The organism is Paraburkholderia sp. J10-1, from assembly GCF_905220165.1.
Lineage (GTDB): Bacteria > Pseudomonadota > Gammaproteobacteria > Burkholderiales > Burkholderiaceae > Paraburkholderia.
In genome coordinates this window covers 307,461-332,629 of record NZ_CAJMYW010000002.1, presented here as the reverse complement: position 1 = coordinate 332,629, position 25,169 = coordinate 307,461, and the positions used below count along the sequence as shown (strand labels likewise).

Sequence of the window (25,169 nt, the reverse complement as noted above, 5' to 3'; positions counted from 1 at the left end):
CGCGCGCTGCGCGTAAGTGTTATCAATTGAACGGATTGTCGACGACGCCGGGCTTCTCGTCCGGCTCGTCGGCGACCTTCGCGGGCAGGTGCGGCTCGGCCTGCAGTTTCTTCACGACGTCGTCGAGCGCCGCCTTTAGCGCCAGTGCGGCAGTGAGGCCGCGCTTGTCGCGCGTAAGCTCCAGCGTGCCGGCAAGCGTCACGCGCGTCGTGCCGTTCGTGAGCGTGAGTGCGTCGCCTTGTACGTTGAGCACGTCGCTGTCGTTTGCGTATGGGTCGAACACCGTTTGATCCTCCTTCTGCGTGACGGGGGCGCGCCCCCTGGTAGCGGCGCGATGTCGGGGCCCGCATTATAGGGAGCCTGACGCGCCACCTTCAATTCTCTTCATCGATTCCTGTCTGTCGCTTCGTCTTTTCTGCCTAAGTTTGTGGCGGACTTGTCACGTCAATGTCAAAGCCACACGCATACACGCCGCGCGCGCTGATGCAGGTCAATTCGCTCGCGCTAAACCACGGCATCCACAGGCAAACCAACGATGATGACGCACCCGCGCCCGCAAGCGCGGACGGTCTGTTTCAGTGCGAGCAAGGGAGTCATCGATGGGAATTCTGGATAAGGTATCTGAAAATGCGGGAGCGGACACGGCGGACAACGCCGCTCCGCAGGCCTGACGATGCGCGGCCAGCATCAAGAGGCCACGCAGCGCGCCACGGCCTCGCGCGTCGCAGTCGGGGCGACGCTCGCATTAGCCATCGCGCTTGAATTCACATTGAGCGGCTGCACGATCACGCCGTGGCGTACCGCAGCAAGCGACGAGGCCGGAACGGCCGCGGACACCGGCGTCACGACGACCGCCGTGCCGCCTCCGGCGGTTGCCGCTTCGACGTTGCCTGCGAAGCCCGCTGCGGCCGAGGCGAACCCCTCCGGCTTGTATCGCGTGAAGTCGGGCGACACGCTCTATCACATCGCGAAAGCCTCGGGCCAGCGCCCGGCCGACCTCGTGAGCTGGAACAAGCTGCCCGCCGACGGAAAGGTCCAGGTGGGGCAGCTCTTGCGCGTTGCGCCGCCCGCGGCCACCGCAGCAACCACCGTCGCGCCCGCGATTACGCCCGCGAAGCCTTCCGCCGCGCAAGCGACCAAACCGGCAGCCACGCCCGCAACCGCAACGGCCACCGCAGCGAGCGCGCCGCCCGCCGTCACACCGAAGCCCGCCGCCGCGCGCAGCAACGCCCGTTTCATCTGGCCGATCGAGGGCAGCGTTGCGCAGCCCTTCAAGGGGAAATCGAAGGGTGTGGTGATCGCCGGGCCGCCGGGCCAACAGGTGAAAGCAGCGGCGTCGGGGCGCGTGGTCTATGCCGGGAGTGGCATGCAGGCGTACGGCAAGCTCGTTATCGTGAAGCACGACGCGCGTCTAGTCACGGCCTACGGGCGCAACGCCAGGCTGCTCGTGAAGGAGGGCGACGCGGTGAAGCAGGGCCAGGCGATTGCCGTGAGCGGCACGGACGGCGCTGGCATCTCCACCCTCATGTTCGAGGTGCGCGAGAACGGCAAGCCCGTCGATCCGCTCGCACAGTTGCCCAAGGCACCTCAATAATTACGCAGGATACCGAATCAAGATGAAGAGAAGGGAATTCCTCACCGGCTCGCTGGCCATTGCCGGATGGCTCGCGGCGAGCGCGGGCTGCACGACGACCTCGGGGTCCGCCGATGCCGATCCCGCTACCGAGAATGCCGTTGCGCGCCGTGAGATCGACACGGGCATCGACGAAACACTCGCACGCCTTTATCGCACCGTGCCGGGCGCGCGTGAACTCATTGCCAAGGCGCGTGGCGTGCTCGTGTTCCCAGAAGTCGTAGGCGCGGGTTTCGTGATTGGCGCCGAATACGGACGCGGCGCGCTGCGCGTGGAAGGCCGCACGCTGGGCTACTTCACGACGATGGGCGGCTCGTTCGGCGCCCAGATCGGGGCACAGTCGCGCGCCGTCGTTTATGCGTTCATGACGCGCTCCTCACTCGACCGCTTCAAGCGCAGCAGCGGCTGGAGCGCGGGCGCGGATGCCACCGTCGCGCTCGTGAAAATGGGCGCCAACGGCAAGATCGATACCTCGACGGCGGTGAATCCCATCGAAGCGTTCGTGCTGACGAACGGCGGCTTGATGGCGGGCGTTTCGCTGGAAGGCTCGAAAGTCTCGCGGCTCGATATCTAGCGCTTCAGCAGCGCCGCCACCGCCTTACCCAGTTACCAGCCCCATTTGCTCACGGCAAAGCCGCGGCCGTTGAACGAGACCTTTTCCTTCGCCGCGACATCCGCCGGAATACCCGGGAACGCAATGCCGCTCTGCGCTTCGAGGTCGCGCACCGAGCGCACGTCATAGCGGTCGACAGCCGTATTGTCGGCGACGATGGCGAACGCGAGCTGCTGCGAAGGCACGTACACGACCTTGAAGATCTGCGTGGGGACGAGCACGCGCGTCGCGCCGATGGTCTGCAACTGCGCGCCCGTGAAGAGCGGGCCGGTCACGACATAAGCTTCGCCATACTTCGATGCGAGCTTGCGTACGGCGGTTTCGATATGCGCCCAGAGGCGCTGATTATTGTCGCGATTCTGCGGAACGATATTGGCGAGCGAAAACGATTCCGCCATCGCCTGCGCATTCCAGCGGTTGCCTGCCGGGCTCATGTGGCCGCGGTCGAAACCGCTGCGCTTGTAGTCGGCGAGCGTCGCGCCTTCACCTTCGGGCAGGCGGTCGTCTTCGAAAAAGCGGTTCGTGCGCGTCATGTCCTTCGCGGCTTCGAGGTGATCGCGCGTGAGATGCTCGGCGGACCACAGCGGACCGTGCGTGACGCCCGAATGCAGCACGACGAAATCCGAGTAGCAAAGCATGCGCGTCTTCGGCGCCATGCGTTGATTCGTGAGCGTCGGGAACTGGCCGCCGGGCACGAATTGCGAACAGGCCGGCGCGGCGTAAGCGTGGCTGGCGGCGGCGAGCACCAGCGAGGAAATCAGTGAGGCGAACAGCTTCTTCATCTAGGGGGCTGGCGGGAACGGGGTGGTATCGAGCGGGCGATAAAGCGGGCTGAAAGTATAGCGGGCGCATGGACGCACTTGAAGGCGGGAGGAAAGCGCGGCGCAAAAAAACGCGCGCCCGCCGGGTGGGCGGGCGCAAGCAAGACGTGAAACAGAATCAGATGCAATGAGCGCGGCAGCGTTGCGTTGCTGCGCGAGGAGCGCGGCGGCAAATGATGCCGCCTGCATTCAATCGATTACGTCATCAACCACCATTCAGCCTGCAAAAAGCGAATGCTCGGCGTGGACCATCTGGCGGTCCACCGCCTGGAGGCGCCATTGGCCTTCCATCGGCGAGTGTGAGGATTCGCACGACCAGGTCGCGTCGCCGTGTGCGGAACTGATTTCCTGGCGGCGATTCACGTGCAGACCGCGTAGCGTGCACAGCGGCTCGTTTTCGAGCGGCGCGCATAGCGACGTGACACCATTCACGTCGCGCAATTCACCCCATTCTGGCAGGTCGATCCCTTCATGAGACTCGCGGGACCAGCGTTGCTGGTCGGTGTCGAGCCAAAGCACTGCATAGTCGTGATTGACGGTCGGATCGGAACCGTTGATCAGGATCGTAAGTCGCATGGCATCTCCGCAAAGTTGATCGGGTGCGTCGGCAAATTCAAAGTCTAGGACGACTCCGCTCGCACGCAAAGTGAAGAGTGCAGGACAGATCGTCGCGCGCACGACGCGTGCCTGGACTGGCCCCGTTTATGCAGGTGGGTGCCCGAGTAAACCCGGCTACGCTATCGCGAGGATTGAAATTCACAATTGGGAACGCAAACGCCGCAACCTAGATTAATAGTGCGGCGGAGTCGCCCACCCATGCTGCATTGCACGAAGGCGAATTGCGTCGCGTCCCCACATTTCAGGTCGAACCATGGAGGCACAGATGTCACAGCTAAAGGGCTCGAAGACGGAACAGAACCTCAAGGATGCATTCGCCGGTGAATCACAGGCCAACCGCCGTTATCTGTATTTCGCAGCCAAGGCCGACGTAGAAGGACAAAACGATGTCGCGGCGCTGTTTCGCTCGACCGCCGAAGGCGAAACCGGCCACGCGCACGGCCACCTCGAATATCTGGAAGCGGTAGGCGATCCGGCCACCGGGCTGCCGTTCGGCAGCTCGCGTTTGAATCTGCAGGCGGCGATTGCAGGCGAAACGCATGAATACACCGACATGTACCCCGGCATGGCCAAGGTCGCGCGCGACGAAGGCTTCGACGAAATCGCGAACTGGTTCGAGACACTAGCCAAGGCGGAGCGCAGTCACGCCAACCGCTATACGAAGGCGCTGGAAGTGCTGGCGGATTGAGCATCGACGCGTGCTTCCCGGCACGCATCCATGACGCGCGCGCTTTTTGTTTCGCGTGCCGGGCAAGCACCGGCGCGCGTACGCGCGCGCTCGCCCGGCCGCGTATTTGGCTGATAAATAAAAGAAGGAGACGTCATGCCCCACAAGGAAGGCAGTCTCGAAGCGCCCACGCGCCATCCGCTCGACTGGCGCTCCGACGCTTTTTACGACCAGGGCCAGCTCGATACGGAACTCGCGCGCGTGTTCGATATCTGTGCGGGCTGCCGGCGCTGCGTGTCGTTATGCGGTGCGTTTCCGGCGCTATTCGATCTCGTCGACGAAACCGAGAGCGGCGAAGCGCACGACGTCGACAAGGCGTCGTTCGACAAGGTCGTCGACCAGTGCTATCTGTGCGATCTCTGCTACATGACGAAGTGCCCCTATGTGCCGCCGCATCCGTGGAATGTGGACTTTCCGCATCTCATGCTGCGGGCCAAAGCGGTTCACTACCGCAAGGGCGAAGTGAAGCTGCGCGACCGCGTGCTTTCGAACACCGACGCACTCGGTCAGATCGCCGGCATTCCGGTCGTCACGCAAACAGTCAATGCGATCAACCACACGAAGGCGATGCGTGGCGCGATGGAAGACATGCTGGGCGTCGATCGCAAAGCGTGGCTGCCCGACTTCGCGACGCACAAGTTTCGTAACGTTGCAAAACGCGCGGCATCGAGCGAGGTGCGCGACGGCGAGCGCACGCCGGGCAAGGTCGCCATTTACGCGACCTGCTACGTGAATTTCAACGAGCCCGGCATTGGCCACGATCTGCTCGCGGTGCTCGACCACAACGAGATTCACTACGAACTGGTGAAGAGCGAATGGTGCTGCGGCATGCCGCTGCTGGAGCAGGGCAATCTGGAGGGCGTGGCGCACAAGCAGTCGCAGAACATGCCGATGCTCGCGCGTTACGCGCGCGACGGTTACGCGCTGATCGGCGCGGTGCCGAGCTGTGTGCTCATGTACAAGCACGAACTACCGCTGATGTTCCCCGACGACGCCAATACGAAAGCCGTGAGCGACGCGTTCTGGGACCCGTTCGAGTATCTCGTGGCACGTCATCGCGACGGCCTGCTGAAGACCGATTTCCGCGCGCCGCTTGGCAACGTGTCGTATCACGTGCCGTGTCACGCGCGCGTGCAGAACATTGGCCGCAAGACCTTCGACCTGCTTTCGCTCGTGCCGGAAACGAAAGTGACGGTGGTCGAGCGCTGTTCGGGCCACGCCGGGACGTTCGGCGTGAAGAAGGAATTCCACGCCATGTCGATGAAGATCGGCACGCCCGTATTCAAGCAGATGGGTCAGGCCCAGCCCAACTTCATCTCGTCCGATTGCCAGCTTGCGGGGCATCACATTGCGCAGGGCATGGAAGAGAACCAGCTCGGCGAGCCGCCGCTCGCGCACCCCATTACCCTGCTGCGCCGCGCCTATGGCATCTAGGCCCCGGCGCAAACACGCAACCTACACGAGGCACGACTCATGACGATCGCGAGAAATTCGTTGTTGACGCTGGAAGCCTACGCCCGCGTGCGGGGCGATATGCGCAAACGCATCATCGAACACAAGAAGCAGCGCGCGGTGCCGCTCGGCAATCACCTCACGTTCCTGTTCGAGGACGAAACCACGATCCGCTATCAGATCCAGGAGATGCTGCACATCGAAAAGATCTTCGACGAAGACGGCATTCAGGGCGAACTCGCGGCCTATCTGCCGCTCGTGCCCGACGGCGGCAACCTGAAGGCGACCATGCAGCTCGAATATGAAAGCGAAGTCGAGCGGCGCGCGGCGCTCGCGCGGCTCATCGGCATCGAGGACAAGGTGTTCGTTCAGGTGGAAGGCGAGCCGCCCGTCTACGCGATCGCCGACGAAGACCTCGAACGCGAAAACGCTGAAAAGACCTCGGCGGTGCACTTCGTGCGTTTCGAACTCACGCCGCAGATGAAAACGCGGCTGCGCGAAGGCGCCGCGCTCACGATAGGCTGCGATCATCCGAATTACCGCGTGCCGACGCAGACCATCGACGGTGAAGTGCGCGCCTCGCTGCTCAAGGATCTAGCCTGAGGTGCTTCAAACGTCCTTGCGGTACATGACGAAGCCAGGCTTCACGGCCACGTCGTCGTAAAGCCGCATTGCCGTGTGATTCGTCTCGTGCGTGTGCCAGTACACGCGCGATGAATTCGACGCCTTCGCGTGCGCATACACGGCTTCGATCAGCGCGCGGCCCACGCCCTGGCCGCGCGCATCCTCCACGGTGAAGAGATCCTGCAAATAGCAGATCGGCCCTTCCAGAATCGTGTTGCGGTGATAGATGAAATGCACAAGACCGAGCACGCGCTCGCCGCGCACGGCGATGAACGCGTGCATGGGCTCGTAGCCGTCGAAGAAGCGCGACCACGTTGTGAGCGTGATGTGCTCCGGCAGCGCGGTTGCTTCGAAGCGGCCGTAAAAGCGGTTATAGCCGTCCCATAGCGGCAGCCATGCGTCGAAATCGTCGGGTGCGACGGCGCGGACTTGAAGCGTCGTGTCGGTCATGCGTTGTCTCCTCGTTTGCAGGCTTGCCCAAACCCCCAAGCGTAAGCGACTTGTGGCACCATTGTTAGTCCCACCGAAATCGAAAACTATGGAGCCACGGGATTGGACTACGCGTTGATGATGGCGGCCTATGCGAAGCGCGCCGTGCGCAAGCTCACGCAGCAGGACCTGCTTTACGAGAGCCTGCGCCGCGCGATTCTCGACGGCGACATTGGCCGCGGCACGCGCCTCGCGTCGAGCCGTGCGCTCGCAGAGCAACTCGGCATTGCGCGCAATTCGGTGCTCTATGCGTACGAGCGGCTCGTGGAAGAGGGCTTTGTCAGCGCTACGCGCCACGGCTCGGTCGTCAACGCGGTCAATGCCACTGCGGCGGCAACGCCTGCGCAGTCCGCGCTGCGCGAAGATCCTGCGCCTGCGCTCGCGCGCCGCGTGCGCAACCTGCCGCCGCGCCGCATGGGCCGCGACGGTCCCAAGGCGCTGCGCCCGGGCGTGCCCGCGCTCGACGCGTTTCCGTACGCGCAATGGCGCGCCGCCGTCGAGCGCGCGCTGCGCGAGTTGCGTGCGCATGACCTCGGTTATGGCGACAGTGCGGGCATGCCTGCGCTGCGCCAGGCCATTGCGCAATATGTGCGGGTGTCACGCGGCGTGCGCTGCCAGCCCGGCCAGGTGTTCGTCACGGACGGCACGCAGTCGAGCCTCGACTTGTGCGCGCGTCTCTTCGCGGACGAGGGCGAGCGCGCGTGGATCGAAAATCCCGGCTATCTCGGCGCGCGCGTGGCGTTTGCCGCTGCGGGCCTGCAGCTCGTGCCGATGAGCGTGGATGCGGCGGGCATGGCGGCCCGCGCCGAAGACTGGCGTGAGCGGCCGCCGCGCCTCGTTTATCTCACGCCGTCGCACCAGTATCCGCTTGGCTGCGTGCTGAGCCTCGAGCGGCGGCTCGCGCTGATCGAGCAGGCGCGTGCGTGCGGCGCGTGGATCGTCGAAGACGACTACGACAGCGAGCTGCGCCACGATGGACCGCCGCTGCCGTCGATCCAGGGCCTGGCCGACGACGCACCCGTGATCTATCTCGGCACGTTCAGCAAGACGCTCTTTCCGGCCCTGCGCATCGGCTTCATGATCGTGCCGCAGCGTGTGGCGGCGCAATTCGCGCAGGCGCATCACACGCTCATGCGCCAGGGTCGCGTGGCGGAGCAACTGGCGCTGGCGGAATTCATCGAAAGCGGGCGCTACGCGCGCCACTTGCGGCGCATGCGCAAGCTTTACGAAGAGCGCCGCGACGGCCTCGTCGCGGCAATCGACAAACATCTGGACGGCATGATGACGGTGTCGGCGGACGCGGGCGGCATGCATTTGAGCGTGCGTCTCGACGTGCCGCTCAGCGACGCCGAGGTGAGTGAAGCGGCGCGCGCACAGGGGTTGCATCTCTCGCCATTGAGTGCGTATTGCGTCGATGCCCCGGACGCCACGCGCTACAACGGCTTCCTGCTCGGCTATGCGGAAACGCCGCCGTACGTTGCCGACACGCTCATGCAGACGCTCGCGCGCATTGTGCGCGAACGTCTGGCAGCGGCCTCGCCGCTTACTGATGACCCGCGATCACATGAGGCAGATAAGGCGCTTCAAGCGTCTTGATCTCTTCGCTGGAGAGCTTGAGCGAGAGGGCGGCGATGGCGTCTTCGAGATGCTGCGGCTTCGAGGCGCCGATGATCGGCGAAGTGATGCCGGGCTTGTGGAGCAGCCACGCGAGCGCGACCTGTGCGCGCGAGACGTTGTGCGTACGCGCGATGGTTGCGACCGCAGCGATAATCGCTTTATCCGCGTCGGCGCCGTAGAGCGTCTTGCCGAACTTGTCGGTTGCCTCGCGTTCGCTCGTTTCGTTCCAGTCGCGCGTGAGGCGGCCGCGCGCGAGCGGGCTCCACGGCATCACGGCAATGCCCTGATCGGCGCACAGCGGCAGCATTTCGCGCTCTTCCTCGCGGTAGAGCAGGTTCACGTGGTCCTGCATGCTCACGAACTCGGTCCAGCCGTGCAGGCGCGACGTGTAGAGCGCCTTGCTGAACTGCCACGCGTGCATGGACGAAGCGCCGATGTAGCGCGCCTTGCCTGCCTTCACCACGTCGTGCAGCGCTTCGAGCGTTTCTTCGATCGGCGTGTCGTAGTCCCAGCGATGGATCTGATAGAGATCGACATAATCGGTGCCCAGGCGCTTGAGACTATGATCGATTTCCGTGAGGATGGCCTTGCGCGACAGGCCCTGGCCGTTCGGACCGGGACGCATGCGGTTGTACACCTTCGTGGCAAGCACGATGTCGTCGCGCTTGACGAAGTCGCGCAGCGCACGCCCGACGATCTCCTCAGAGGTGCCGTCCGAGTACGTGTTCGCGGTGTCGAAGAAGTTGATGCCGGCGTCGAGCGCCTGGCGGATGAGCGGACGGCTGGCTTCTTCGCCGAGCGTCCATGGGTGCGTGCCGCGCTCGGGCACGCCGTAAGTCATGCAACCGAGGCAAAGACGCGAAACCTGCAGCCCTGTCGAGCCGAACCTGACGTAATCCATTGCTGTTGCTCCTGGCGAAAAGGCGATTCAAGCAGAAGAAGTGCGTGCGCCGCGCGAGCGCGGCGGACTTTCGCAAGGGTATAACAGGCGGGGAGAACGTGCAGAGCGTGCCGCTTCAGAACATTTCCATTACACGGTGATAAAGCATGCCGACTTCGAGCGCGGGCCGCCGCCACGCGGGGCCGCCGGGGAAGCGCGCGTGCCGCAGTTGCGCGAACAGATCGAACGAGGCGCGCTCGCCCACGATGGCCTGCGCAACGAGACGCCCCGCAATGCCCGTGAGTGCCACACCGTGCCCCGAAAAACCTTGCACGTAGTAATAATTCGGGTCGATCGCGCCGAAGTCGGGCGCGCGGTTGCGCGTGACATCGACAAAGCCGCCCCAGGCGTATTCCACGCGCGCCGCGGCGAGTTGCGGGAACGTGTCGCTCATGCGCGTTTGCATGGCCGCGGTCAGGCGCTCGGGCGCGGCGCCAGTCGAATCGGCGCGGCCGCCGAACAGCATGCGGTCATCCGCCGAAACGCGGAAATAGTCGAGGAAGAAGTTGTTGTCGCACACGGCTGCACGTTGCGCGATCAACGAGTCGGCCAGTTCGCGCCCGAGCGGTTCGGTCGCAATGATGTACGACGCGATCGGCGCAATGCGTGCGGCCACGGCGCCTGGCAAGACGCCGCCCGGCGCGGCGTTGCTGCACGACACCACGAAGCGGCAGCGCACTTCCCCGCGCGCGGTTTTGACCACGGGCCGCTCGCCGCGCACGACTTCGAGCGCGCGCGTATGGGCGAACAGTTGCGCGCCTTCGCGGCGCGCGGCGGCAGCAAGGCCAAGACAGTACTTGAGCGGATGAAGATGCCCCGAAACCGGATCGTAGACGCCCGCGATATACCGCTGCGACGCCACACGGGCGCGCGTGGCGTCGGTGTCGAGCCATTCGAGGCGGTCGTAGCCCCAGCGCGTGCGCGCCGCCTCCATCCACGCGCGCAGATCGGGCACGCGCTTGGCTTTCGTCGCGACGGTCAGATAGCCCGGCGTGAAATCGCAATCGATGCCGTAGCGCGCAATGCGCTCGCGCACGAGGCTCACGCCTTCGATGGAAAGCGCCCACGCCGCGCGTATACCCTGCGCGCCGAGCTGCTTTTCGAGCACTTCGTCTTTCGCGAAGCCCACGAGCGTTTGGCCGCCATTGCGGCCCGAGGCGCCCCAGCCGGGACGATGCGCGTCGAGTACCACCACCGAAAGGCCGCGTGCACGGCACTCCAGCGCGACCGACAGCCCGGCGAAGCCCGCGCCGATTACGCACACGTCGGCGTCGAGCGCGCCTTCCAGCACGGGGTCGTCGTCGGCGGGGCGCGTGGCGGTGGCTTCGTAGTACGAGTGGCGGGCGAGAGCGTCCGCCTGGGCGTCGAGGTCGAGTGTCATCAAAGCAGGTCCTTCATTCGATACCATGCCATCGCGAGCACGAGGGCAGGGGTTCGCAGTGTAGCGCCGCCGGGGAAATCGCGGTGACGGATCTTGCCGAACAGGTCGAAGCGCGCGGCCTGGCCGTGAATGGCTTCGGCGATCAGCGTGCCCGCGAGCCCCGTGGTGTTCACGCCGTGGCCCGAGAAGCCCTGCGCGAAATACACCGTGGGCGAGAGGCGGCCGAAGTGCGGCGCGCGGTTCATCGTGATGTCCACGTAGCCGCCCCACGCGTAATCCACCTTCACATCGGCGAGTTGCGGAAACGTCTTCAGCATGTCGCGGCGCATGGCTTCGCCCAAATTAGGCGGCGCGAACGTGGAATAGCTCACTTTACCGCCCCAAAGCAGACGCGTGTCCGGCGCCGGACGGAAGTAGTCGAGCACGAAGCGGCTGTCGCATACGGCAGCCTGAGCGGGCATCAGCGCATTCATGCGCTCGGCACCCAGCTTTTCGGTCGCGATCACATAGGTGCCAACGGGCATGATCTTGCGCGAGAGCGCCGGTGCGAGATCGCCCAGATACGTATTGCATGCGAGCACAACGAATTTCGCGCGCACGTTGCCACGCGCGGTTTCGACTACATGCCCGCCGTTTTCTTCGCGCAGGCGCGTGACGGGACTGTTCTCGTACACGCGCACGCCGGCTTCGGCGGCCGCGCGCGCGAGGCCGAGCGTGTAGTTGAGCGGATGCAGATGGCCGCTATCGGGATCGTAGAGGCCGCCCGCGTAGCGCGACGACTGCACGTAATTAGCGACGCCGCCGCCATCGACGTAACGGAAGCGGTCGTAACCGAAGCGGCTTGCCGCCTCGTCGCGCCAGCGCTTGAGCGAATCCACGTCGCGCGCCTTGTTGGCGGCGGTGAAATAGCCTTCGGTGAGCGCGCAATCGATATTGTGCTGCTTGACGCGGCGCTTCACGATGTCGAGTGTTTCGAGGCCCATGTCCCAGACCTGACGGACCTCGGCTTCGGGCATGAACTGCGCGAACGTGTCGATATCGCAGGCAAACCCGCCAATCAGCTGCCCGCCGTTACGCCCGCTCGCGGCCCATCCGACCCGCGACGCTTCCACGAGCGCGACGCGATAGCCGCGTTCGGCGAGATTGAGTGCGGCGGAAACGCCCGTAAGGCCCGCGCCGACCACGCAGACATCGGCGTCGATCGCGCCTTCCAGCGCGGGGTGCGCCGTGGTGTCGTTGGCGGTGGCCGCGTACCAGGACGGGGCATGTGGCTGATTGGCGAATTTGAGCATAAAGAGAGCGTAGAAACAAAAAGCGGGCGACGGTCAGGAACCCTGATAGCCGCCGCCCGCCCCAACCTCATCAGAACGAGTAGATGAACTGCGCGCCCAGCAAGTCGTTGCTCTTGCCGTACGAACCGTCGTCGTGCAGGAACACGCGCTGCGTGGCCCAGTCGTGGCGGTATTCCACCTTGACCGTGATCTGCTGCGTCGGGAAGAACAGCAGGTCGAGCGCCACGTCCTGGCGCGTCGCGCCCTTGCACTCGAAGCCGAAGCCGCCGCCCGCCTGCGAATTCGCCAGGCAGTCCGCACCAATGCCGAAGCCGTTGGCCGTGTCCATGCCATTCGAATTCAGCACGATGCCGCCGCCACCGCCGCCGTTCTTGCTGTCGACGAGCAGGTCGTAGCGTGCGGTCACGCCCATGCGGCCCACCACCGGCGCGTTGAACTTGCGGTGCGCGAGCAGCGAGAAGCCGTACCACTGCGCGTTGCCGCCGTTGAACGCAGCACGCTGCTGCTGGCCGTAATCGACTTCGGCGTTGTACTGGATGTCCGCCTGCGTGTAGGTTGCATCCACTTCGCCAAAGAGGAAGTAGCCGCCCGAGCTCGATGCCTGGCCACCCACGCCGTACACGGCCTGGCCCGTCGTCGAGTCGAATGCGCTCGGCAGCGTCTGGCGGCCAATGTTGAACGAGCCGCCAATATCGAGTGCGCTCGACCACGTGTAGTCGGCACGCGCCGTGAACGTCGGGATCTTGTTGCTCGTGGTGATCGGGTCGCCCAGCGCGTTCTGGCCCGTCTGCACGACCGCGCCATTGGTGCGGTACTGCTCGTTGCCAACCATGAACTTGAACGCCCACTGGCTGCCGTCCGGCGTGTAGTTCCAGCCGACGCCCACATAGCTGCCCGGATCGGAGAAATCGTAGAGCAGGTTGTGCGTGAGCGTGAGCATCTGGTTCGACTGCTGCACCTCGTAGCCGCCAAAGCTCGGCATGAGACCGGCGACGAACGTACCCGTGGAGGTCACCGGCACGGTGACGACCGCGGTATTCAGGATGTTGTTGCCGATCTCGCCATGCTCGTTCTGCAGCAGCGTGATGCCGTTGCCGCGGTTGGGCATGAGCGTGATTTCGGCCGAAGGCGCCATCGGGCCCACGCCGAAGGTCTTCTTGATGTCGAGGTAGACATCGCCGAACGTGCTGTTGAAGTAGTTATACGCGCCCGTATGGTTCGCGAACAGGAACGACGACGTGCCCGGCGCGCGGTTGTAGATATACGTCGGGTCGATATAGCCGGTGATCGAAAGCCCGGCGAGCGGACCGGTATTGGCGGCGTCGGTAAGCGAATCGACCTTGAGCTGCTGGCTCGCGATCTGCTGCTTCATCGCATCGACCTGGTCGTTGGTCAGGTTCGCTTGCGCCTTGCCGTAATCGGGCGAACTGATGTCCACGACCGGAGCGGCGGCGGTGGCCGGGACGACCGGCCCTGCGGATGCGGCCTTTGTGGTCGTCTTCGATTGCGCCAGTTCGGTCTTGAGCGACTTCACCTCTTTTTGCAGGGCATTGAGCTGCGCCTGCAGGGCCTTGATCTGATCGCTGGTCGAGTCCGCTAGCGCGAGCCCTGGCAGCGCCCCGGCCACCAGCAGACAGATTAACTTCTTCTTCATTGAAATTCTCCTTGTTGGTCGTTATTGCAGCTACTTCAACGTGCGGGTACGGGACGGCGGGCGGCGTACACCGTCCCGCTAAATGTGTTCGTTATTCGACAGGCGCCATCACGCCGCGCGCCGGCCAATCGGCGCACCCACCGCGCCGGCAGGGGCGGCCGGCGTCAGGGCTTCGGCGGGCTCGGGCTGGACGAAAGCGAGTTGCATGTCGCGCAGGCGCTTTCTCTCGCGGGCCGCCATGATCTGGTTGGCCGCGATCACGCCGATCGTCACCGCGCTGATAAAGAGCGTGGCGAGCGCGTTCATCTCCGGATTCAGACCCAGACGCACGCGCGAGAACACCACGAGCGGCAGCGTGGTCGAGCCCGGGCCCGAGAGGAACGCGGAGAGCACGAGGTCGTCGATCGAGAGCGTGAACGAGAGCAGCCAGCCCGAAATGAGCGCTTGCGAGATCAGCGGCAGCGTGATCACGAAGAACACCTTGAAGGGCGTCGCGCCCAGATCGAGCGCGGCCTCCTCGAGCGACTGGTTCATCTCCTTCACGCGCGACTGCACGATGATCGCCACGTACGACACGCACAGCATCACGTGGCCGATCCACATGGTCAGCACGCCGCGGCCCTTCGGCCAGCCGAGGAACTGCTCCATTGCGACGAACAGCAGCAGAAGCGAAATGCCCTGAATGACTTCGGGAATCACGAGCGGCGCGTTGATCATGCCGGCGAAGAGCGCGAAGCCCCTGAAGCGGCCCATGCGCGCGAGCACGTAGCCGGCCCACGTGCCGATCACGACGGAGGCGAAGGCCGTCATCAGGCCGATCTTCAGCGACAGCCAGGCGGCGCTCAGCAGCTCGTCGTCCTGCAGCAGCGCGGCATACCACTTCAGCGAGAAGCCGGACCACACCGTGACGAGCTTCGACTCGTTGAACGAGTAGACGATGAGGCTGATGATCGGGATGTAGAGGAACAGAAACCCGAGTGTGAGAACGCCGGTGGAGAGCGTACGGTTGGGCTTGATCATTTGCCTTCCTCCAGTTGCTTGACCTGGTTGTGCTGGAAGAGCGCCATCGGCACGAGCAGCAGCAGCACCATCGCGACCGTGACGGCGGAGGCCATCGGCCAGTCCATGTTGTTGAAGAACTCGTCCCACATCACGCGGCCGATCATCAGTGTGTCGGCGCCCCCGAGCAGTTCGGGGATCACGTACTCGCCCACGGCCGGAATGAACACGAGCAGGCTGCCCGCGATGATCCCGTTCTTGGAGAGCGGCAGCGTGATTCGCGTGAACGCGACCCAGGGCTTCGCGCCGAGGTCATAGGCGGCCTCGAGCAGCGTGAGGTCCATCTTCACGAGGTGCGCGTAGAGCGGCATCACCATGAACGGCAGGTACGAATAGACCATGCCGATATAGACGCCCGCGTCGCTGTGATAGAGGCGCAGCGGCGAATGGATGAGGCCGATGGCCATGAGCGTGTGATTGAGCAGGCCGTCGTCCTTGAGGATGCCGATCCACGCGTACACGCGAATCAGGAACGATGTCCAGAACGGCAGCATCACGCCCATCATGAGCAGGTTGCGCGTGGCGGGATTCGAGCGCGCGATGTAGTAGGCGATCGGATAGCCGAGCAGGAGGCAGAAGAGGGTGGAGACGGCCGCCATCTTCAGCGAGCTGATGTAGGTGGCGATGTACAGGTCGTCCTGCAGCAGGAAGGCGTAGTGGCCGAGCTGCAGGGCGAAGTGCACGACGCCGTCCTTCATCTGGACGAGGTTCGTATAGGGCGGCACCGCCATCATCTGGTCGGCGAAGCTGATCTTGAACACGAGCACGAACGGCACGGCGAAGAACAGCGTGAGCCACACGAACGGCACGCCGATCACGGTGGTGCGGCCCGAGGGCACGAAGCGCGAGAAGAAGCGCGCGAGCGTGCCGCGGCGGGCGTCTGCGGCTGCCCGGCCTGACCCAGGCGTGGTGGGAATAGTGGTACTCATGATTCGGGCCTCCTTACTGCGTGAGCACGACGCCGCTGGCCGGCGACCAGGACACGTAAACATCGTCATTCCAGGCGGGCGCGCCCTCATTCATGAGGTGCGAGCTCGAGAGGTTCGAGACGACGACCTTGCCGCCTGGCAGACGCACGTGATAGAGCGAATAGCTGCCCATGTAGGCGACGTCCGTGACCACGCCACGCGCCCAGTTGTGCTGCGTGCCGGGCCTTTCGCGCGTCACGCGCACACGCTCCGGGCGCACCGAAATGCCAACGGGCATGCCGAGCGGCCCGGTCACGCCGTGGCTCACGTACATGCGCGTTTCGAGGTCTTCGCTTTCCACGAAGATGTGATCGGGCTCGTCCTCGACGACCTTGCCTTCGAACAGGTTGGTCGAGCCGATGAATTCGGCCGAGAAACGGCTGTTGGGGAATTCGTAGACTTCGCTCGGCGAGCCGATCTGCACGATGCGGCCTTCGCTCATCACGGCAAGGCGGTTGGCCATGGTCATGGCCTCTTCCTGATCGTGCGTGACCATCACACAGGTGACATCGACTTTCTCGATGATGTTCACGAGTTCGAGCTGGGTCTTCTGGCGGATCTTCTTGTCGAGCGCCGACATCGGTTCGTCGAGCAGCAGGAGCTTGGGGCGCTTCACGAGCGAACGTGCAAGCGCCACGCGCTGCTGCTGGCCGCCGGAAAGCTGATGCGGTTTGCGCTTCGCGTAGCGGCCCATCTGCACGAGGTTGAGGGCGTCGGCCACGCGCTCGCGGATCTCGTTCTTCGGCACGCCTTCCTGCTTGAGGCCGAACGCGACGTTCGACTCCACGCTCATGTGCGGAAAGAGCGCATACGACTGGAACATCATGTTGACGGGGCGGCGGTACGGGGGCAGCGACGCGAGGTCTTCGCCGTCGACGTAGATGCGGCCCGACGTGGCCGTTTCGAGGCCCGCGAGCATGCGCAGCAGGGTGGACTTGCCGCAGCCGGAGCTGCCGAGCAGCGCAAAAAGCTCGTTCTTGGCGATGTTCAGGCTCACGTTGTCCACGGCGGTGCTGTCACCGAACTTCTTGACGACGTTCTCGATACGCACGAACGCGTCGTTCTTTGCCGGGTTCGCGTTGGCGCGCAGAGCTTCTGGGGCGTTGACTTTAGACGTCGAATTCATGATCTGATCTGGGTTCCTATCTGATCGCAGTACTCGGTTTTCAGGCGCGAGGCGACCCGCACGGGGCGCACGGGGCGACTCGCGATTAGTACTGCGAACGGAGCTCGGGAATGGCTCGCGCGCGTCGTCAAAAAAGGGGGGCGGCGCTGCGCGGCCGGACTTCGGAATTGCGCACTTCAGGCGGAGAGGGGTCGAGCGATCCCTCTTCCGCGTTGTCTCCTTCTTGTTTCCTTCAGGGGATGATCGGGGTCTCAGTGGCCCGTTTTCAACTGGGCCCACAGGCGGTTTTCGAGGCGCAGGATGTCAGCCGGCATCGGCTTCATCAGCGTCATCTTCTTGAGCACGTCTTCCGGCGGATACACCGTCGCGTCCTGCGCCACTGCCGGGGTGACGAACTGGCGCGCGGCCTTGTTCGCGGTGGGGTAGAACACTTCGTTGGTGATTTGCGCGTTGACCTTCGGGTCCGAGATGTAGTTGATCCACTTCATCGCGTTCTCGGGGTGCGGGGCGTCCTTCGGGATGACCATCACGTCGAACCACAGCAGGCCGCCTTCCTTCACGTTCGAGAACTTGACGTCATACGAGCGCTTGGCTTCCTCGGCGCGGCGGTGTGCAATGCCGACGTCGCCCGACCATGCCACGGCAACGCAGATATCGTTGTTCACAAGGTCGTTGATATAGCCCGACGAATTGAACTGGGTGATATACGGGCGGACTTTCTTCAGCACTTCGAACGCGGCCTGGTAGTCGGCGGGGTTCGTGCTGTTGGGGTCCTTGTGCATGTATTGCAGCGTCGCGGCGAAGACGTCCACGGCCTGGTCGAGGAACGACACGCCGCAGCCCTTGAGCTTCGAGAGATTTTGCGGATCGAGCACGAGCGCCCAGCTATCCACGGGCGCGTTCGGACCGAGCGCCTTTTCCACCGCTTGCTTGTTGTAACCGATGCCGTCGGTGCCGAACGCCCAGGGCACGCCGTACTGATTGCCCGGATCGGCGTCGGCGATCATGTGCATGAGCACGGGGTCGAGGTTCGCGAGGTTGGGGATCTTCGACTTGTCGAGCTTCTGGTACACGCCGGCCTGAATCTGCTTGGCCATGTAGTTCGATGTGGGCACAACGATGTCATAGCCCGAGCTGCCGGCGAGCAGCTTGGCTTGCAGCGTGTCGTCGCTGTCGTAGTTATCGTACTTGACCTTGACGCCCGCTTCTTTTTCGAAGTTCGGGATCGTGTCCTTCGCAATGTAGTCGGACCAGTTGTAGACGTTCAAATCGCCGTCGGCCGCGTGCGCGGTCTGGCTCGACACGGCCGTGAGGCCTGCACACGCTGCGAGGGCCGCAAGCGCGACCGCATGACGAAGATGACTAACACTCATGTTGCTTTCCCCTGAAGATGAAAATTGGCGGGGGGCCCAGCACCCCGTTGCGCCGCCCGCCTTGGACAAGTCGCGTTAAGAAAGACCCAGTTGTTGCGCAGTTGCGTCGATGGCTTTCTTGGCCTTCGACACGATTTCATCGATCTCTGCCCGCGTGACGACGAGCGGCGGCGAGAGCAGCATGCGATCGCCCGTGGCGCGCATGATGAGGTTGCCGTTGAAGCAGAAGTCGCGGCAGAGCGAGCCCACGTCGCCGCCATTCGCAAAACGCTTGCGCGCCTTCGGATCTTCCGCGAGTTGCAGACCCGCTACGAGGCCCGCACCCGAGATGTCACCGATGATCGGATGATTGCCGAAGGTTTCGCGCAGGCGCTGCTGGAAGTACGGGCCCGTGTCGTTCTTCACGCGCGTCACGATGCCTTCGTCGCGCAGCAGCTTGAGGTTCGCAACGGCCACCGCGGCGGCGACGGGATGCCCTGAGTACGTGAGGCCGTGATTGAAGTCGCCGTTCTCGATGAGCGCTTTGGCCACGCGGTCGTGAATGCCCACCGCACCCATCGGCACATAGCCGCTCGTGAGGCCCTTGGCCATCGTGATGAGATCCGGCTCGAAGCCGAAGTGCTGATGCGCGAACCACTCACCGGTGCGGCCAAAGCCGCCGATCACTTCGTCGGCGCAGAGCAGGACGTCGTACTTGCGGCAAATGCGCTGAATTTCCGGCCAGTAGGTTGAGGGCGGGAAGATCACGCCGCCTGCGCCCTGGAACGGCTCGCCGATAAAGGCGGCCACGTTCTCCGCGCCCACTTCGAGAATCTTCGCTTCGAGCTGTTGTGCACGCGCGAGACCGAACTCCTCGGGCGACATGTTGCCTTGCGCTTCGCCATAGAAGTACGGCTGGTCGATATGCACGATGTTCTCGACCTTCGAAGGCATCTGCTCGTGCATGTAGCCCATGCCGCCCAGCGTGCCGCCCGCGATCGTCGAACCGTGATACGCGTTCTTTCGCGAGATGACGACTTTCTTCGAGGGCTTGCCTTGCGTGAGCCAGTACTGATGCACGATGCGCAGCACCGTGTCGTTGCCTTCGGAGCCGCTGTTGCAATAGAAGAAGTGGTTGAACGGCTCGGGCGAAAGCTGTGCGAGCAGCGCCGACAGTTCGATGACCGGCGGGTGCGTGGTCTTGAAGAACGTGTTGTAGAACGGCAGTTCCTGCATTTGCTCGTAGGCGGCGTCGGCGAGTTCCTTGCGGCCATAGCCCACGTTCACGCACCAGAGCCCGGCCATGCCGTCGATGATCTGGTTGCCTTCCGAGTCCCACAGGTACACGCCTTTCGCCTTCACGATCACACGGCTGCCCGCCTTGTTCAGCGAGCCCATGTCCGAAAACGGGTGAATGTGGTGCGCAGCGTCCAGCGCGCGGTATTCGCTCGTCGAGCGCGTCGTGCGTGCGGCCTGGGCGCGCAGCGTCGTCGGCGCTTCCTGCAGCGCGCTGGCGGGGGCGTCGATTCGATAGTTCATTGCTGTGTCTCCTTTCGTTTACACGTGCAGCAGCAGGTGCTTGCGTTCCCACGAACTGATCACGCGGAAATACGCTTCGTATTCGGTTTCTTTCAGGGCGAGGTAGGCGCGCACGAACTTCTCGCCCAGGATGCCCATGAGCGGTTCGCTCGCGCTCATCAACGTGAGGCCTTCTTCCAGATTGCGCGGCAACTGGTAGGGCAGCGAATAGCCGTCGCTCACGAGCGGTTCCGTGGGCTTGAGGTGCTGCGTCATGCCCAGATAGCCGGCCGCGAGCGTCGCGGCGATCGCGAGGTACGGATTGGTGTCCACGCCCGGAATGCGGTTTTCCACCCGGCGTGCGGCCGGCGACGAGTACGGCACGCGAAAGCCCACGGTGCGGTTGTCGTAGCCCCACGCCACGTTGATCGGCGCGGCCATGAAGCGCGAAAGGCGGCGATACGAGTTGATGTACGGCGCGAAAATCGGCATCAGCGCGGGCGTGTACTTCTGCTGACCGGCGATATACGCGTAGAACATGTCGGTCGGTTTACCGTCCGGGCCGGTGAAGAGGTTCTGGCCGCTTTCCGCCGAGACGAGGCTCTGGTGAATGTGCATGGCCGAGCCCGGCTCGTTCTCCATGGGCTTCGCCATGAAGGTGGCGTACATGTGGTGGCGCAGCGCCGCTTCACGCACCGTGCGCTTGAAGAGAAACACGCGGTCGGCGAGGTTCAACGGATCGCCGTGCAGGAAGTTGATCTCCATCTGCGCCGCGCCCACTTCGTGAATGAGCGTATCGACTTCGAGGCCCTGAATATCGCAGTACTCGTAGATATCTTCGAAGAGCGGATCGAACTCGTTCACTGCTTCGATCGAATACGCCTGGCGGCCCGTTTCCGGACGGCCCGTACGGCCGATCGGCGGCGTGAGCGGAATGTCCGGGTCCTTGTTCATGTCGACGAGATAGAACTCGAGCTCCGGCGCAATGACGGGCTTCCAGCCCTTTGCCTCGTAGAGTTCGAGCACGCGGCGCAGCACGCGGCGCGGCGAGATTTCAACGGGCGAGCCGTCGAAGTGCACGCAATCGTGGATCACCTGCGCGGTGGGATCGATGGCCCACGGAATGATGCGGATCGTCGAGGGATCGGGCACGCACACCATGTCGGGATCGGTGACGCCGGTGAGGCTGCCGTCTTCGGGGTAGTCGCCCGTCACGGTCTGGATCATCACGGCTTGCGGCAAGCGCATCGATTCACCCGATTCGAACTTGCTGCGCGGGATGATCTTGCCGCGCGCAATGCCCGCCATGTCGGGGATGATCGCTTCGATTTCGGTGATGTGGTGCTTTTTCAGGAATTCGTCGATTTCATGCATGATCTTTCTCTCTGTTCTGTATGGGCCGGCATCAGGCGTGGGCGGCGCGTGGCGCGTGCGCCACGTCGTGTCCGGCCCCGCCCGGTATTCGGGCCAGCATGTGGTTGCGGCAGGCCTCGCCGAACGCGTGGAAGATGGCGGTGGAGAGCGCGTCGTCGGCGTGTTTCCACTCGGGGTGCCATTGCACGCCAAGCGCGAAACTGTGCGCGTTCGCCGCGCTCACGGCTTCGATGAGCCCGTCGGGTGCGAATGCCTCGGCCACGAGGCCCGCACCCAGCCGCTCGATGCCCTGGCCGTGCAGTGAATTCACGCGTGCTTCGCGTGCGCCACCCGCGAGCCGTTGCAGCAGACCGCCTTCCACGAGCTTCAACGCGTGCGCCGGACCGTATTGCGTGTCGAGCGGATCGTCCTTGTTCTCGCGATGGTCGTCGTAGCGTGCAACGTTATGCACCTGCTGATGCAGCGTGCCGCCGAACACCACGTTCATCTCCTGGAAGCCGCGGCAGATGGCGAGCACCGGCACGCCCGCCTCGATCGCGGCGCGCATGAGCGGCAGCGTGGTGGCGTCGCGAGCGGGGTCGTGCAACGTGCCGGCCTCGCTCGCCGGGCCGCCATAACGATGCGGCTCGACGTTCGAATAGCTGCCCGTGAAAAGCAGTCCGTCCACGGCTTCGAGAATGTCGGACGCAGCCTGCCGCTCGCCAAGGGCGGGCAGCACGAAGGCGAGCGCGCCTGCGCCATCCACCGCTGCGGCGATGTACTTCTCGCCGGCAACGTGTGATGCGTGCGCTCCCATCATCGTGCGGTCGGCGGTGACGCCAACTAATGGTCTGGTTCGCATGACTAATGATTCGCTTGCTTGCCCGTGCGGGACATATGAATGCGACGGGCGTGACATGACCTTGCAGCCTTGCGGGACGCAAAACTACAAACCCTGTGTGCTCCGCGCGAGCGACGCTAACGGATGGCGCTGCGCGTGGAGATCATGTAAGCGGTTCGCTTCTTGCCGTTGTGAGGCGCGACTGTGTTCAGGCGTGCACAGCTACATCGTGCAGGCGCGACGAAACACCTCGCAACCCAACGACGGCGAAGAAAACGAACAGCGCAGGAACGAGAGGCGCTAGGGCAGGAGCGACGCGACTTCATCCGTGTGGACGGCAATGAAGGCGCGTGCGGAGACCGAGTTGTGACGCCGCACAGAGCGGCGGGAAAGGATCGTGAAGACGGACAGGAACAGGCGAGAGGCAAGCCTGCCGCTACTGCCGTCGGCGATGGCGGTGCAGTCACTGCGAAGACACCTCGCATGACTACGATCCCACCTCACCAGAGGGCCACGGACTCTCACAATAACACTCGACTGGTTGCGTTGAAAAAGACGTTTGGTCCAAGCATTCGAGGTCGTCAATTTGAGCGAAGCTTTAAACATTGAGCGACTTCGATGTATTGCTTTCCAAACTCAGTCGACTCGCTATGTTTCTCGGATAAAACGCGTTTTTTGCGTTGCAACGCGGCAGAAACGATGCAGTGTTCGACCTGTGGTTCAGCATATACGAGCCAAAAAGGGCGTCAATTATTTTTTCAAGTTTTTGATGTCAGCACTTTCCCCGAGGGCCTCGAGAAATAGCTTGCTGTGCGAAATATTGGCCCCTGTCCTTATATTTCGAATAACTTACAGGGGTTTGTACTGACGCAAAATAAAGCAAACTGATTAGAATATTCAACACGTCCACCGCGTCACCTGCACGCCCTGCTAACGGTCCTTCATCGTGTCCGAGTCTGCCTCTGTTTCATCCGAAGTCGCCACGCGTCTGCGCTACGTTCGCAAACGTTATGGTTTGTCGCAGCGCGAACTCGCCAAGCGTGCGGGTGTGACCAATGGCGCGATCTCGCTGATCGAGCAAAGTCGCGTCAGCCCGTCCGTCGGTTCGCTCAAGAAGCTGCTCGAATGCATTCCGATGAGCCTTGCCGAATTCTTCACATTTGATCTGAGCGAGGGGACAGAAGTCGTGTCGCGGCGCGGCGAAATGCCGAACCTCGGCAACGAGTCGATCGAGTTCTATCTGGCCGGCGCGAGCATGAAGGACCGCAACATGGGCATCATGCGCGAGGTCTATCAGCCGCTGGCCGACACTGGCCCCGAAATGCTGGTGCATGCGGGGCACGAAGGCGGCGTGGTGGTCGCCGGGCAACTCGAGCTGACCGTGGAAGGCACGACCTGGCTGCTCGACCCCGGAGACAGCTACTACTTCGAAAGCCGCTTCCCGCACCGGTTTCGCAATCCCAGCGCGAACGAAGTCTGCGAAGTGGTGTCGGCCAATTCGCCGCCCACCTTCTGACTCCCTGATCGCGCGAACCCGTTTCACCTGGCGCCGCGGTGCGGCGCGCAAGGTGGATCGCAAATCATTGAGGCATCCTGATGGAAAAGAAAACTCTCGCTTATTGGCAGGACAAGGCCGCGACGCTATCGATCGAAGGCCGCGCATTCATCGACGGCACGTACCGTGACGCGTATTCGGGCCGCACGTTCGACTGTGTGAGCCCGATCGACGGCCGGGTGCTCGCAAGCGTCGCCGATTGCGGCGCAGCCGATGTCGACGCCGCGGTAGGCGCCGCTCGCCGCGCGTTCGACGAAGGTGTATGGGCAGGCCTGAATCCGCGTGCGCGCAAAGCCGTATTACTGCGCTGGGCTGCGCTCATGCGCGAACATCTCGACGAACTGGCGCTGCTCGAAACGCTCGATGCAGGCAAGCCGATTGGCGACACGACCACCGTAGACGTGCCGGGTGCCGCCTACTGCGTGGAATGGTTCGCTGAAGCCATCGACAAGGTCGGCGGCGAAGTCGTGCCCGCCGATCATCATCTCGTGGGCCTCGTCACGCGCGAACCCATTGGCGTGGTAGCCGCGGTCGTGCCGTGGAATTTCCCGATCCTGATGGCTTCATGGAAGTTCGGCCCTGCGCTCGCCGCGGGCAATAGCGTCGTGCTCAAGCCTTCGGAGAAGTCGCCGCTCACGGCCATTCGCGTGGCGCAGCTTGCGCACGAGGCCGGTATTCCTGCGGGCGTGTTCAACGTGCTGCCGGGCGGCGGGGAGCCTGGGAAGCTGCTTGGCCTGCATCGCGACGTGGACTGCATTGCGTTCACCGGATCGACGAACGTGGGCAAGCAGATCATGCAGTACGCAGGGCAGTCGAACCTCAAGCGCGTGTGGCTCGAACTGGGCGGCAAGTCGCCCAATATCGTGCTGCACGATTGCCCGGATCTCGACCGTGCGGCAAACGCAGCGGCAGGCGCCATCTTCTACAACATGGGCGAGATGTGCACGGCGGGCTCGCGCCTGCTCGTTCATCACGAAATCAAGGACGTGTTCCTCGCGAAACTTGTCGAGGCCGCGAAAGCATACAAGCCTGGCAATCCTCTCGATCCGCAAGTGTCGATGGGCGCGATCATCGACAAGATTCAGCTGGATCGGGTGCTGAGCTATATCGAAGCCGGCCGCAAGGATTCGAAGCTGCTGACAGGCGGTGAACGCGTGAATGCGGAGGGCGGCGGCTTCTACGTGCAGCCCACGGTGTTCGACACGCACCACGACACGAAGATCGCGCGCGAGGAAATTTTCGGACCGGTGCTCTCGGTCATCACGTTCAGCACGATCGACGAGGCGGTGCGTATTGCCAACGACAGCGACTACGGGCTCGCGGCGGCCGTGTGGACCGCGAACCTCACGCACGCGCATGAAATTTCGCGCCGCCTGCGTGCCGGCACCGTGTGGGTGAACTGCTACGACGAAGGCGGCGACATGAACTTCCCGTTCGGCGGCTTCAAGGAGTCGGGCAACGGCCGCGACAAGTCATTGCACGCGCTCGAAAAGTACACGGAACTCAAGTCCACGCTCGTGCGGCTGCGCTAACGCT

At 63.6% G+C, this 25,169-nt stretch carries 24 protein-coding genes; 8 read left to right on the top strand and 16 right to left on the bottom strand.

Annotated elements, in window-relative coordinates:
• Positions 1-22 precede the first annotated feature (22 nt).
• Entirely contained in the window at positions 23-283 is a 261-nt protein-coding gene (locus U5A65_RS08385) for a hypothetical protein (protein WP_321934035.1), read from the bottom strand.
• A 390-nt stretch (positions 284-673) separates the two neighbouring features.
• Here U5A65_RS08385 and U5A65_RS08380 point away from each other — a divergent pair, with 390 nt between their 5' ends.
• A complete protein-coding gene (locus tag U5A65_RS08380; RefSeq protein WP_321945993.1) occupies positions 674-1,594 on the top strand; it encodes a peptidoglycan DD-metalloendopeptidase family protein in 921 nt (306 codons plus the stop codon).
• 22 nt (positions 1,595-1,616) lie between these two features.
• Positions 1,617-2,207 (top strand): YSC84-related protein, encoded by a 591-nt coding sequence (locus tag U5A65_RS08375; protein WP_321911667.1) that lies wholly within the window; start codon positions 1,617-1,619, stop codon positions 2,205-2,207.
• 32 nt (positions 2,208-2,239) lie between these two features.
• Here the strand turns inward: U5A65_RS08375 and U5A65_RS08370 are convergent, their stop codons facing one another.
• The gene (locus tag U5A65_RS08370) at positions 2,240-3,028 is read right to left on the bottom strand and encodes a DNA/RNA non-specific endonuclease (RefSeq protein ID WP_321934036.1); all 789 of its coding nucleotides are present in this window, start codon (positions 3,026-3,028) and stop codon (positions 2,240-2,242) included.
• Between the two features lie 255 nt (positions 3,029-3,283).
• On the bottom strand, positions 3,284-3,643 hold the full coding sequence (locus U5A65_RS08365; RefSeq protein ID WP_321911663.1) for a DUF3564 domain-containing protein: 360 nt from the start codon (positions 3,641-3,643) through the stop codon (positions 3,284-3,286).
• Positions 3,644-3,950: 307 nt separating this feature from the next.
• Between U5A65_RS08365 and U5A65_RS08360 the strand changes: the two genes are divergently transcribed.
• From U5A65_RS08360 to U5A65_RS08350, 3 genes are all read left to right on the top strand, one after another.
• Positions 3,951-4,373: a rubrerythrin family protein gene (locus tag U5A65_RS08360; RefSeq protein WP_158760823.1), complete on the top strand. Its 423-nt coding sequence runs from the start codon at positions 3,951-3,953 to the stop codon at positions 4,371-4,373.
• A 135-nt stretch (positions 4,374-4,508) separates the two neighbouring features.
• On the top strand, positions 4,509-5,846 hold the full coding sequence (locus tag U5A65_RS08355) for a heterodisulfide reductase-related iron-sulfur binding cluster (RefSeq protein ID WP_321945992.1): 1,338 nt from the start codon (positions 4,509-4,511) through the stop codon (positions 5,844-5,846).
• A 39-nt stretch (positions 5,847-5,885) separates the two neighbouring features.
• Positions 5,886-6,467 carry a DUF3501 family protein gene (locus U5A65_RS08350; RefSeq protein ID WP_321911658.1) on the top strand — a complete coding sequence of 194 codons (582 nt, stop codon included), beginning with the start codon at positions 5,886-5,888 and terminating at the stop codon, positions 6,465-6,467.
• A 6-nt stretch (positions 6,468-6,473) separates the two neighbouring features.
• Here U5A65_RS08350 and U5A65_RS08345 read toward each other — a convergent pair whose 3' ends face one another.
• The gene (locus U5A65_RS08345; RefSeq protein ID WP_321945991.1) at positions 6,474-6,938 is read right to left on the bottom strand and encodes a GNAT family N-acetyltransferase; all 465 of its coding nucleotides are present in this window, start codon (positions 6,936-6,938) and stop codon (positions 6,474-6,476) included.
• 102 nt (positions 6,939-7,040) lie between these two features.
• Here U5A65_RS08345 and U5A65_RS08340 point away from each other — a divergent pair, with 102 nt between their 5' ends.
• Positions 7,041-8,573, top strand: a complete 1,533-nt coding sequence (locus tag U5A65_RS08340) for a PLP-dependent aminotransferase family protein (RefSeq protein ID WP_321945990.1) — start codon at positions 7,041-7,043, stop codon at positions 8,571-8,573.
• Here the strand turns inward: U5A65_RS08340 and U5A65_RS08335 are convergent.
• The 12 genes from U5A65_RS08335 to U5A65_RS08280 form a co-directional block, all read right to left on the bottom strand.
• On the bottom strand, positions 8,521-9,495 hold the full coding sequence (locus U5A65_RS08335; RefSeq protein ID WP_321945989.1) for an aldo/keto reductase: 975 nt from the start codon (positions 9,493-9,495) through the stop codon (positions 8,521-8,523). The genes U5A65_RS08340 and U5A65_RS08335 overlap by 53 nt on opposite strands.
• Before the next feature lie 115 nt (positions 9,496-9,610).
• A complete protein-coding gene (locus U5A65_RS08330) occupies positions 9,611-10,915 on the bottom strand; it encodes an FAD-binding oxidoreductase (RefSeq protein ID WP_321911653.1) in 1,305 nt (434 codons plus the stop codon).
• On the bottom strand, positions 10,915-12,207 hold the full coding sequence (locus tag U5A65_RS08325; RefSeq protein WP_321934042.1) for an FAD-binding oxidoreductase: 1,293 nt from the start codon (positions 12,205-12,207) through the stop codon (positions 10,915-10,917). Before U5A65_RS08325 ends, U5A65_RS08330 begins: the two co-directional genes overlap by 1 nt.
• A gap of 70 nt (positions 12,208-12,277) precedes the next feature.
• On the bottom strand, positions 12,278-13,861 hold the full coding sequence (locus tag U5A65_RS08320) for a DUF3138 family protein (protein ID WP_321945988.1): 1,584 nt from the start codon (positions 13,859-13,861) through the stop codon (positions 12,278-12,280).
• A gap of 108 nt (positions 13,862-13,969) precedes the next feature.
• Positions 13,970-14,881, bottom strand: a complete 912-nt coding sequence (locus tag U5A65_RS08315; protein ID WP_321911647.1) for an ABC transporter permease subunit — start codon at positions 14,879-14,881, stop codon at positions 13,970-13,972.
• Complete coding sequence (locus U5A65_RS08310) at positions 14,878-15,849, bottom strand: ABC transporter permease subunit (RefSeq protein ID WP_415764414.1); 972 nt, start codon at positions 15,847-15,849, stop codon at positions 14,878-14,880. The genes U5A65_RS08315 and U5A65_RS08310 overlap by 4 nt, the downstream gene beginning before the upstream one ends.
• A gap of 13 nt (positions 15,850-15,862) precedes the next feature.
• On the bottom strand, positions 15,863-17,014 hold the full coding sequence (locus U5A65_RS08305) for an ABC transporter ATP-binding protein (RefSeq protein ID WP_321911645.1): 1,152 nt from the start codon (positions 17,012-17,014) through the stop codon (positions 15,863-15,865).
• A gap of 251 nt (positions 17,015-17,265) precedes the next feature.
• Positions 17,266-18,387, bottom strand: a complete 1,122-nt coding sequence (locus U5A65_RS08300) for a polyamine ABC transporter substrate-binding protein (protein ID WP_321934044.1) — start codon at positions 18,385-18,387, stop codon at positions 17,266-17,268.
• 75 nt (positions 18,388-18,462) lie between these two features.
• Complete coding sequence (locus U5A65_RS08295; RefSeq protein ID WP_321934045.1) at positions 18,463-19,905, bottom strand: aspartate aminotransferase family protein; 1,443 nt, start codon at positions 19,903-19,905, stop codon at positions 18,463-18,465.
• Positions 19,906-19,923: 18 nt separating this feature from the next.
• The gene (locus U5A65_RS08290; protein WP_321911641.1) at positions 19,924-21,258 is read right to left on the bottom strand and encodes a glutamine synthetase family protein; all 1,335 of its coding nucleotides are present in this window, start codon (positions 21,256-21,258) and stop codon (positions 19,924-19,926) included.
• 31 nt (positions 21,259-21,289) lie between these two features.
• Positions 21,290-22,099, bottom strand: coding sequence for a gamma-glutamyl-gamma-aminobutyrate hydrolase family protein (locus U5A65_RS08285; protein ID WP_321911640.1), 810 nt, complete (start codon positions 22,097-22,099; stop codon positions 21,290-21,292).
• Positions 22,100-22,378: 279 nt separating this feature from the next.
• On the bottom strand, positions 22,379-22,603 hold the full coding sequence (locus U5A65_RS08280) for a hypothetical protein (protein WP_236596917.1): 225 nt from the start codon (positions 22,601-22,603) through the stop codon (positions 22,379-22,381).
• Between the two features lie 421 nt (positions 22,604-23,024).
• On the opposite strand from U5A65_RS08280, the gene U5A65_RS08275 reads away from it, so the two are divergent.
• Positions 23,025-23,594, top strand: coding sequence for a cupin domain-containing protein (locus tag U5A65_RS08275; protein ID WP_321911638.1), 570 nt, complete (start codon positions 23,025-23,027; stop codon positions 23,592-23,594).
• An 80-nt stretch (positions 23,595-23,674) separates the two neighbouring features.
• A complete protein-coding gene (locus U5A65_RS08270; protein WP_321911637.1) occupies positions 23,675-25,165 on the top strand; it encodes an aldehyde dehydrogenase in 1,491 nt (496 codons plus the stop codon).
• Positions 25,166-25,169 lie beyond the last annotated feature (4 nt).

What these genes read in the sequence shown, in the direction of transcription:
- U5A65_RS08360 (WP_158760823.1), top strand. Translation starts at nt 3,951, where the DNA reads ATGTCACAGCTAAAGGGCTCGAAGACGGAACAGAACCTCAAGGATGCA.
- U5A65_RS08345 (WP_321945991.1), bottom strand. Translation starts at nt 6,938, where the DNA reads ATGACCGACACGACGCTTCAAGTCCGCGCCGTCGCACCCGACGATTTC.
- U5A65_RS08270 (WP_321911637.1), top strand. Translation starts at nt 23,675, where the DNA reads ATGGAAAAGAAAACTCTCGCTTATTGGCAGGACAAGGCCGCGACGCTA.
- U5A65_RS08355 (WP_321945992.1), top strand. Translation starts at nt 4,509, where the DNA reads ATGCCCCACAAGGAAGGCAGTCTCGAAGCGCCCACGCGCCATCCGCTC.
- U5A65_RS08305 (WP_321911645.1), bottom strand. Translation starts at nt 17,014, where the DNA reads ATGAATTCGACGTCTAAAGTCAACGCCCCAGAAGCTCTGCGCGCCAAC.
- U5A65_RS08300 (WP_321934044.1), bottom strand. Translation starts at nt 18,387, where the DNA reads ATGAGTGTTAGTCATCTTCGTCATGCGGTCGCGCTTGCGGCCCTCGCA.
- U5A65_RS08335 (WP_321945989.1), bottom strand. Translation starts at nt 9,495, where the DNA reads ATGGATTACGTCAGGTTCGGCTCGACAGGGCTGCAGGTTTCGCGTCTT.
- U5A65_RS08350 (WP_321911658.1), top strand. Translation starts at nt 5,886, where the DNA reads ATGACGATCGCGAGAAATTCGTTGTTGACGCTGGAAGCCTACGCCCGC.
- U5A65_RS08380 (WP_321945993.1), top strand. Translation starts at nt 674, where the DNA reads ATGCGCGGCCAGCATCAAGAGGCCACGCAGCGCGCCACGGCCTCGCGC.
- U5A65_RS08365 (WP_321911663.1), bottom strand. Translation starts at nt 3,643, where the DNA reads ATGCGACTTACGATCCTGATCAACGGTTCCGATCCGACCGTCAATCAC.
- U5A65_RS08295 (WP_321934045.1), bottom strand. Translation starts at nt 19,905, where the DNA reads ATGAACTATCGAATCGACGCCCCCGCCAGCGCGCTGCAGGAAGCGCCG.
- U5A65_RS08285 (WP_321911640.1), bottom strand. Translation starts at nt 22,099, where the DNA reads ATGCGAACCAGACCATTAGTTGGCGTCACCGCCGACCGCACGATGATG.
- U5A65_RS08310 (WP_415764414.1), bottom strand. Translation starts at nt 15,849, where the DNA reads ATGAGTACCACTATTCCCACCACGCCTGGGTCAGGCCGGGCAGCCGCA.
- U5A65_RS08330 (WP_321911653.1), bottom strand. Translation starts at nt 10,915, where the DNA reads ATGACACTCGACCTCGACGCCCAGGCGGACGCTCTCGCCCGCCACTCG.
- U5A65_RS08325 (WP_321934042.1), bottom strand. Translation starts at nt 12,207, where the DNA reads ATGCTCAAATTCGCCAATCAGCCACATGCCCCGTCCTGGTACGCGGCC.
- U5A65_RS08375 (WP_321911667.1), top strand. Translation starts at nt 1,617, where the DNA reads ATGAAGAGAAGGGAATTCCTCACCGGCTCGCTGGCCATTGCCGGATGG.
- U5A65_RS08320 (WP_321945988.1), bottom strand. Translation starts at nt 13,861, where the DNA reads ATGAAGAAGAAGTTAATCTGTCTGCTGGTGGCCGGGGCGCTGCCAGGG.
- U5A65_RS08315 (WP_321911647.1), bottom strand. Translation starts at nt 14,881, where the DNA reads ATGATCAAGCCCAACCGTACGCTCTCCACCGGCGTTCTCACACTCGGG.
- U5A65_RS08370 (WP_321934036.1), bottom strand. Translation starts at nt 3,028, where the DNA reads ATGAAGAAGCTGTTCGCCTCACTGATTTCCTCGCTGGTGCTCGCCGCC.
- U5A65_RS08290 (WP_321911641.1), bottom strand. Translation starts at nt 21,258, where the DNA reads ATGCATGAAATCGACGAATTCCTGAAAAAGCACCACATCACCGAAATC.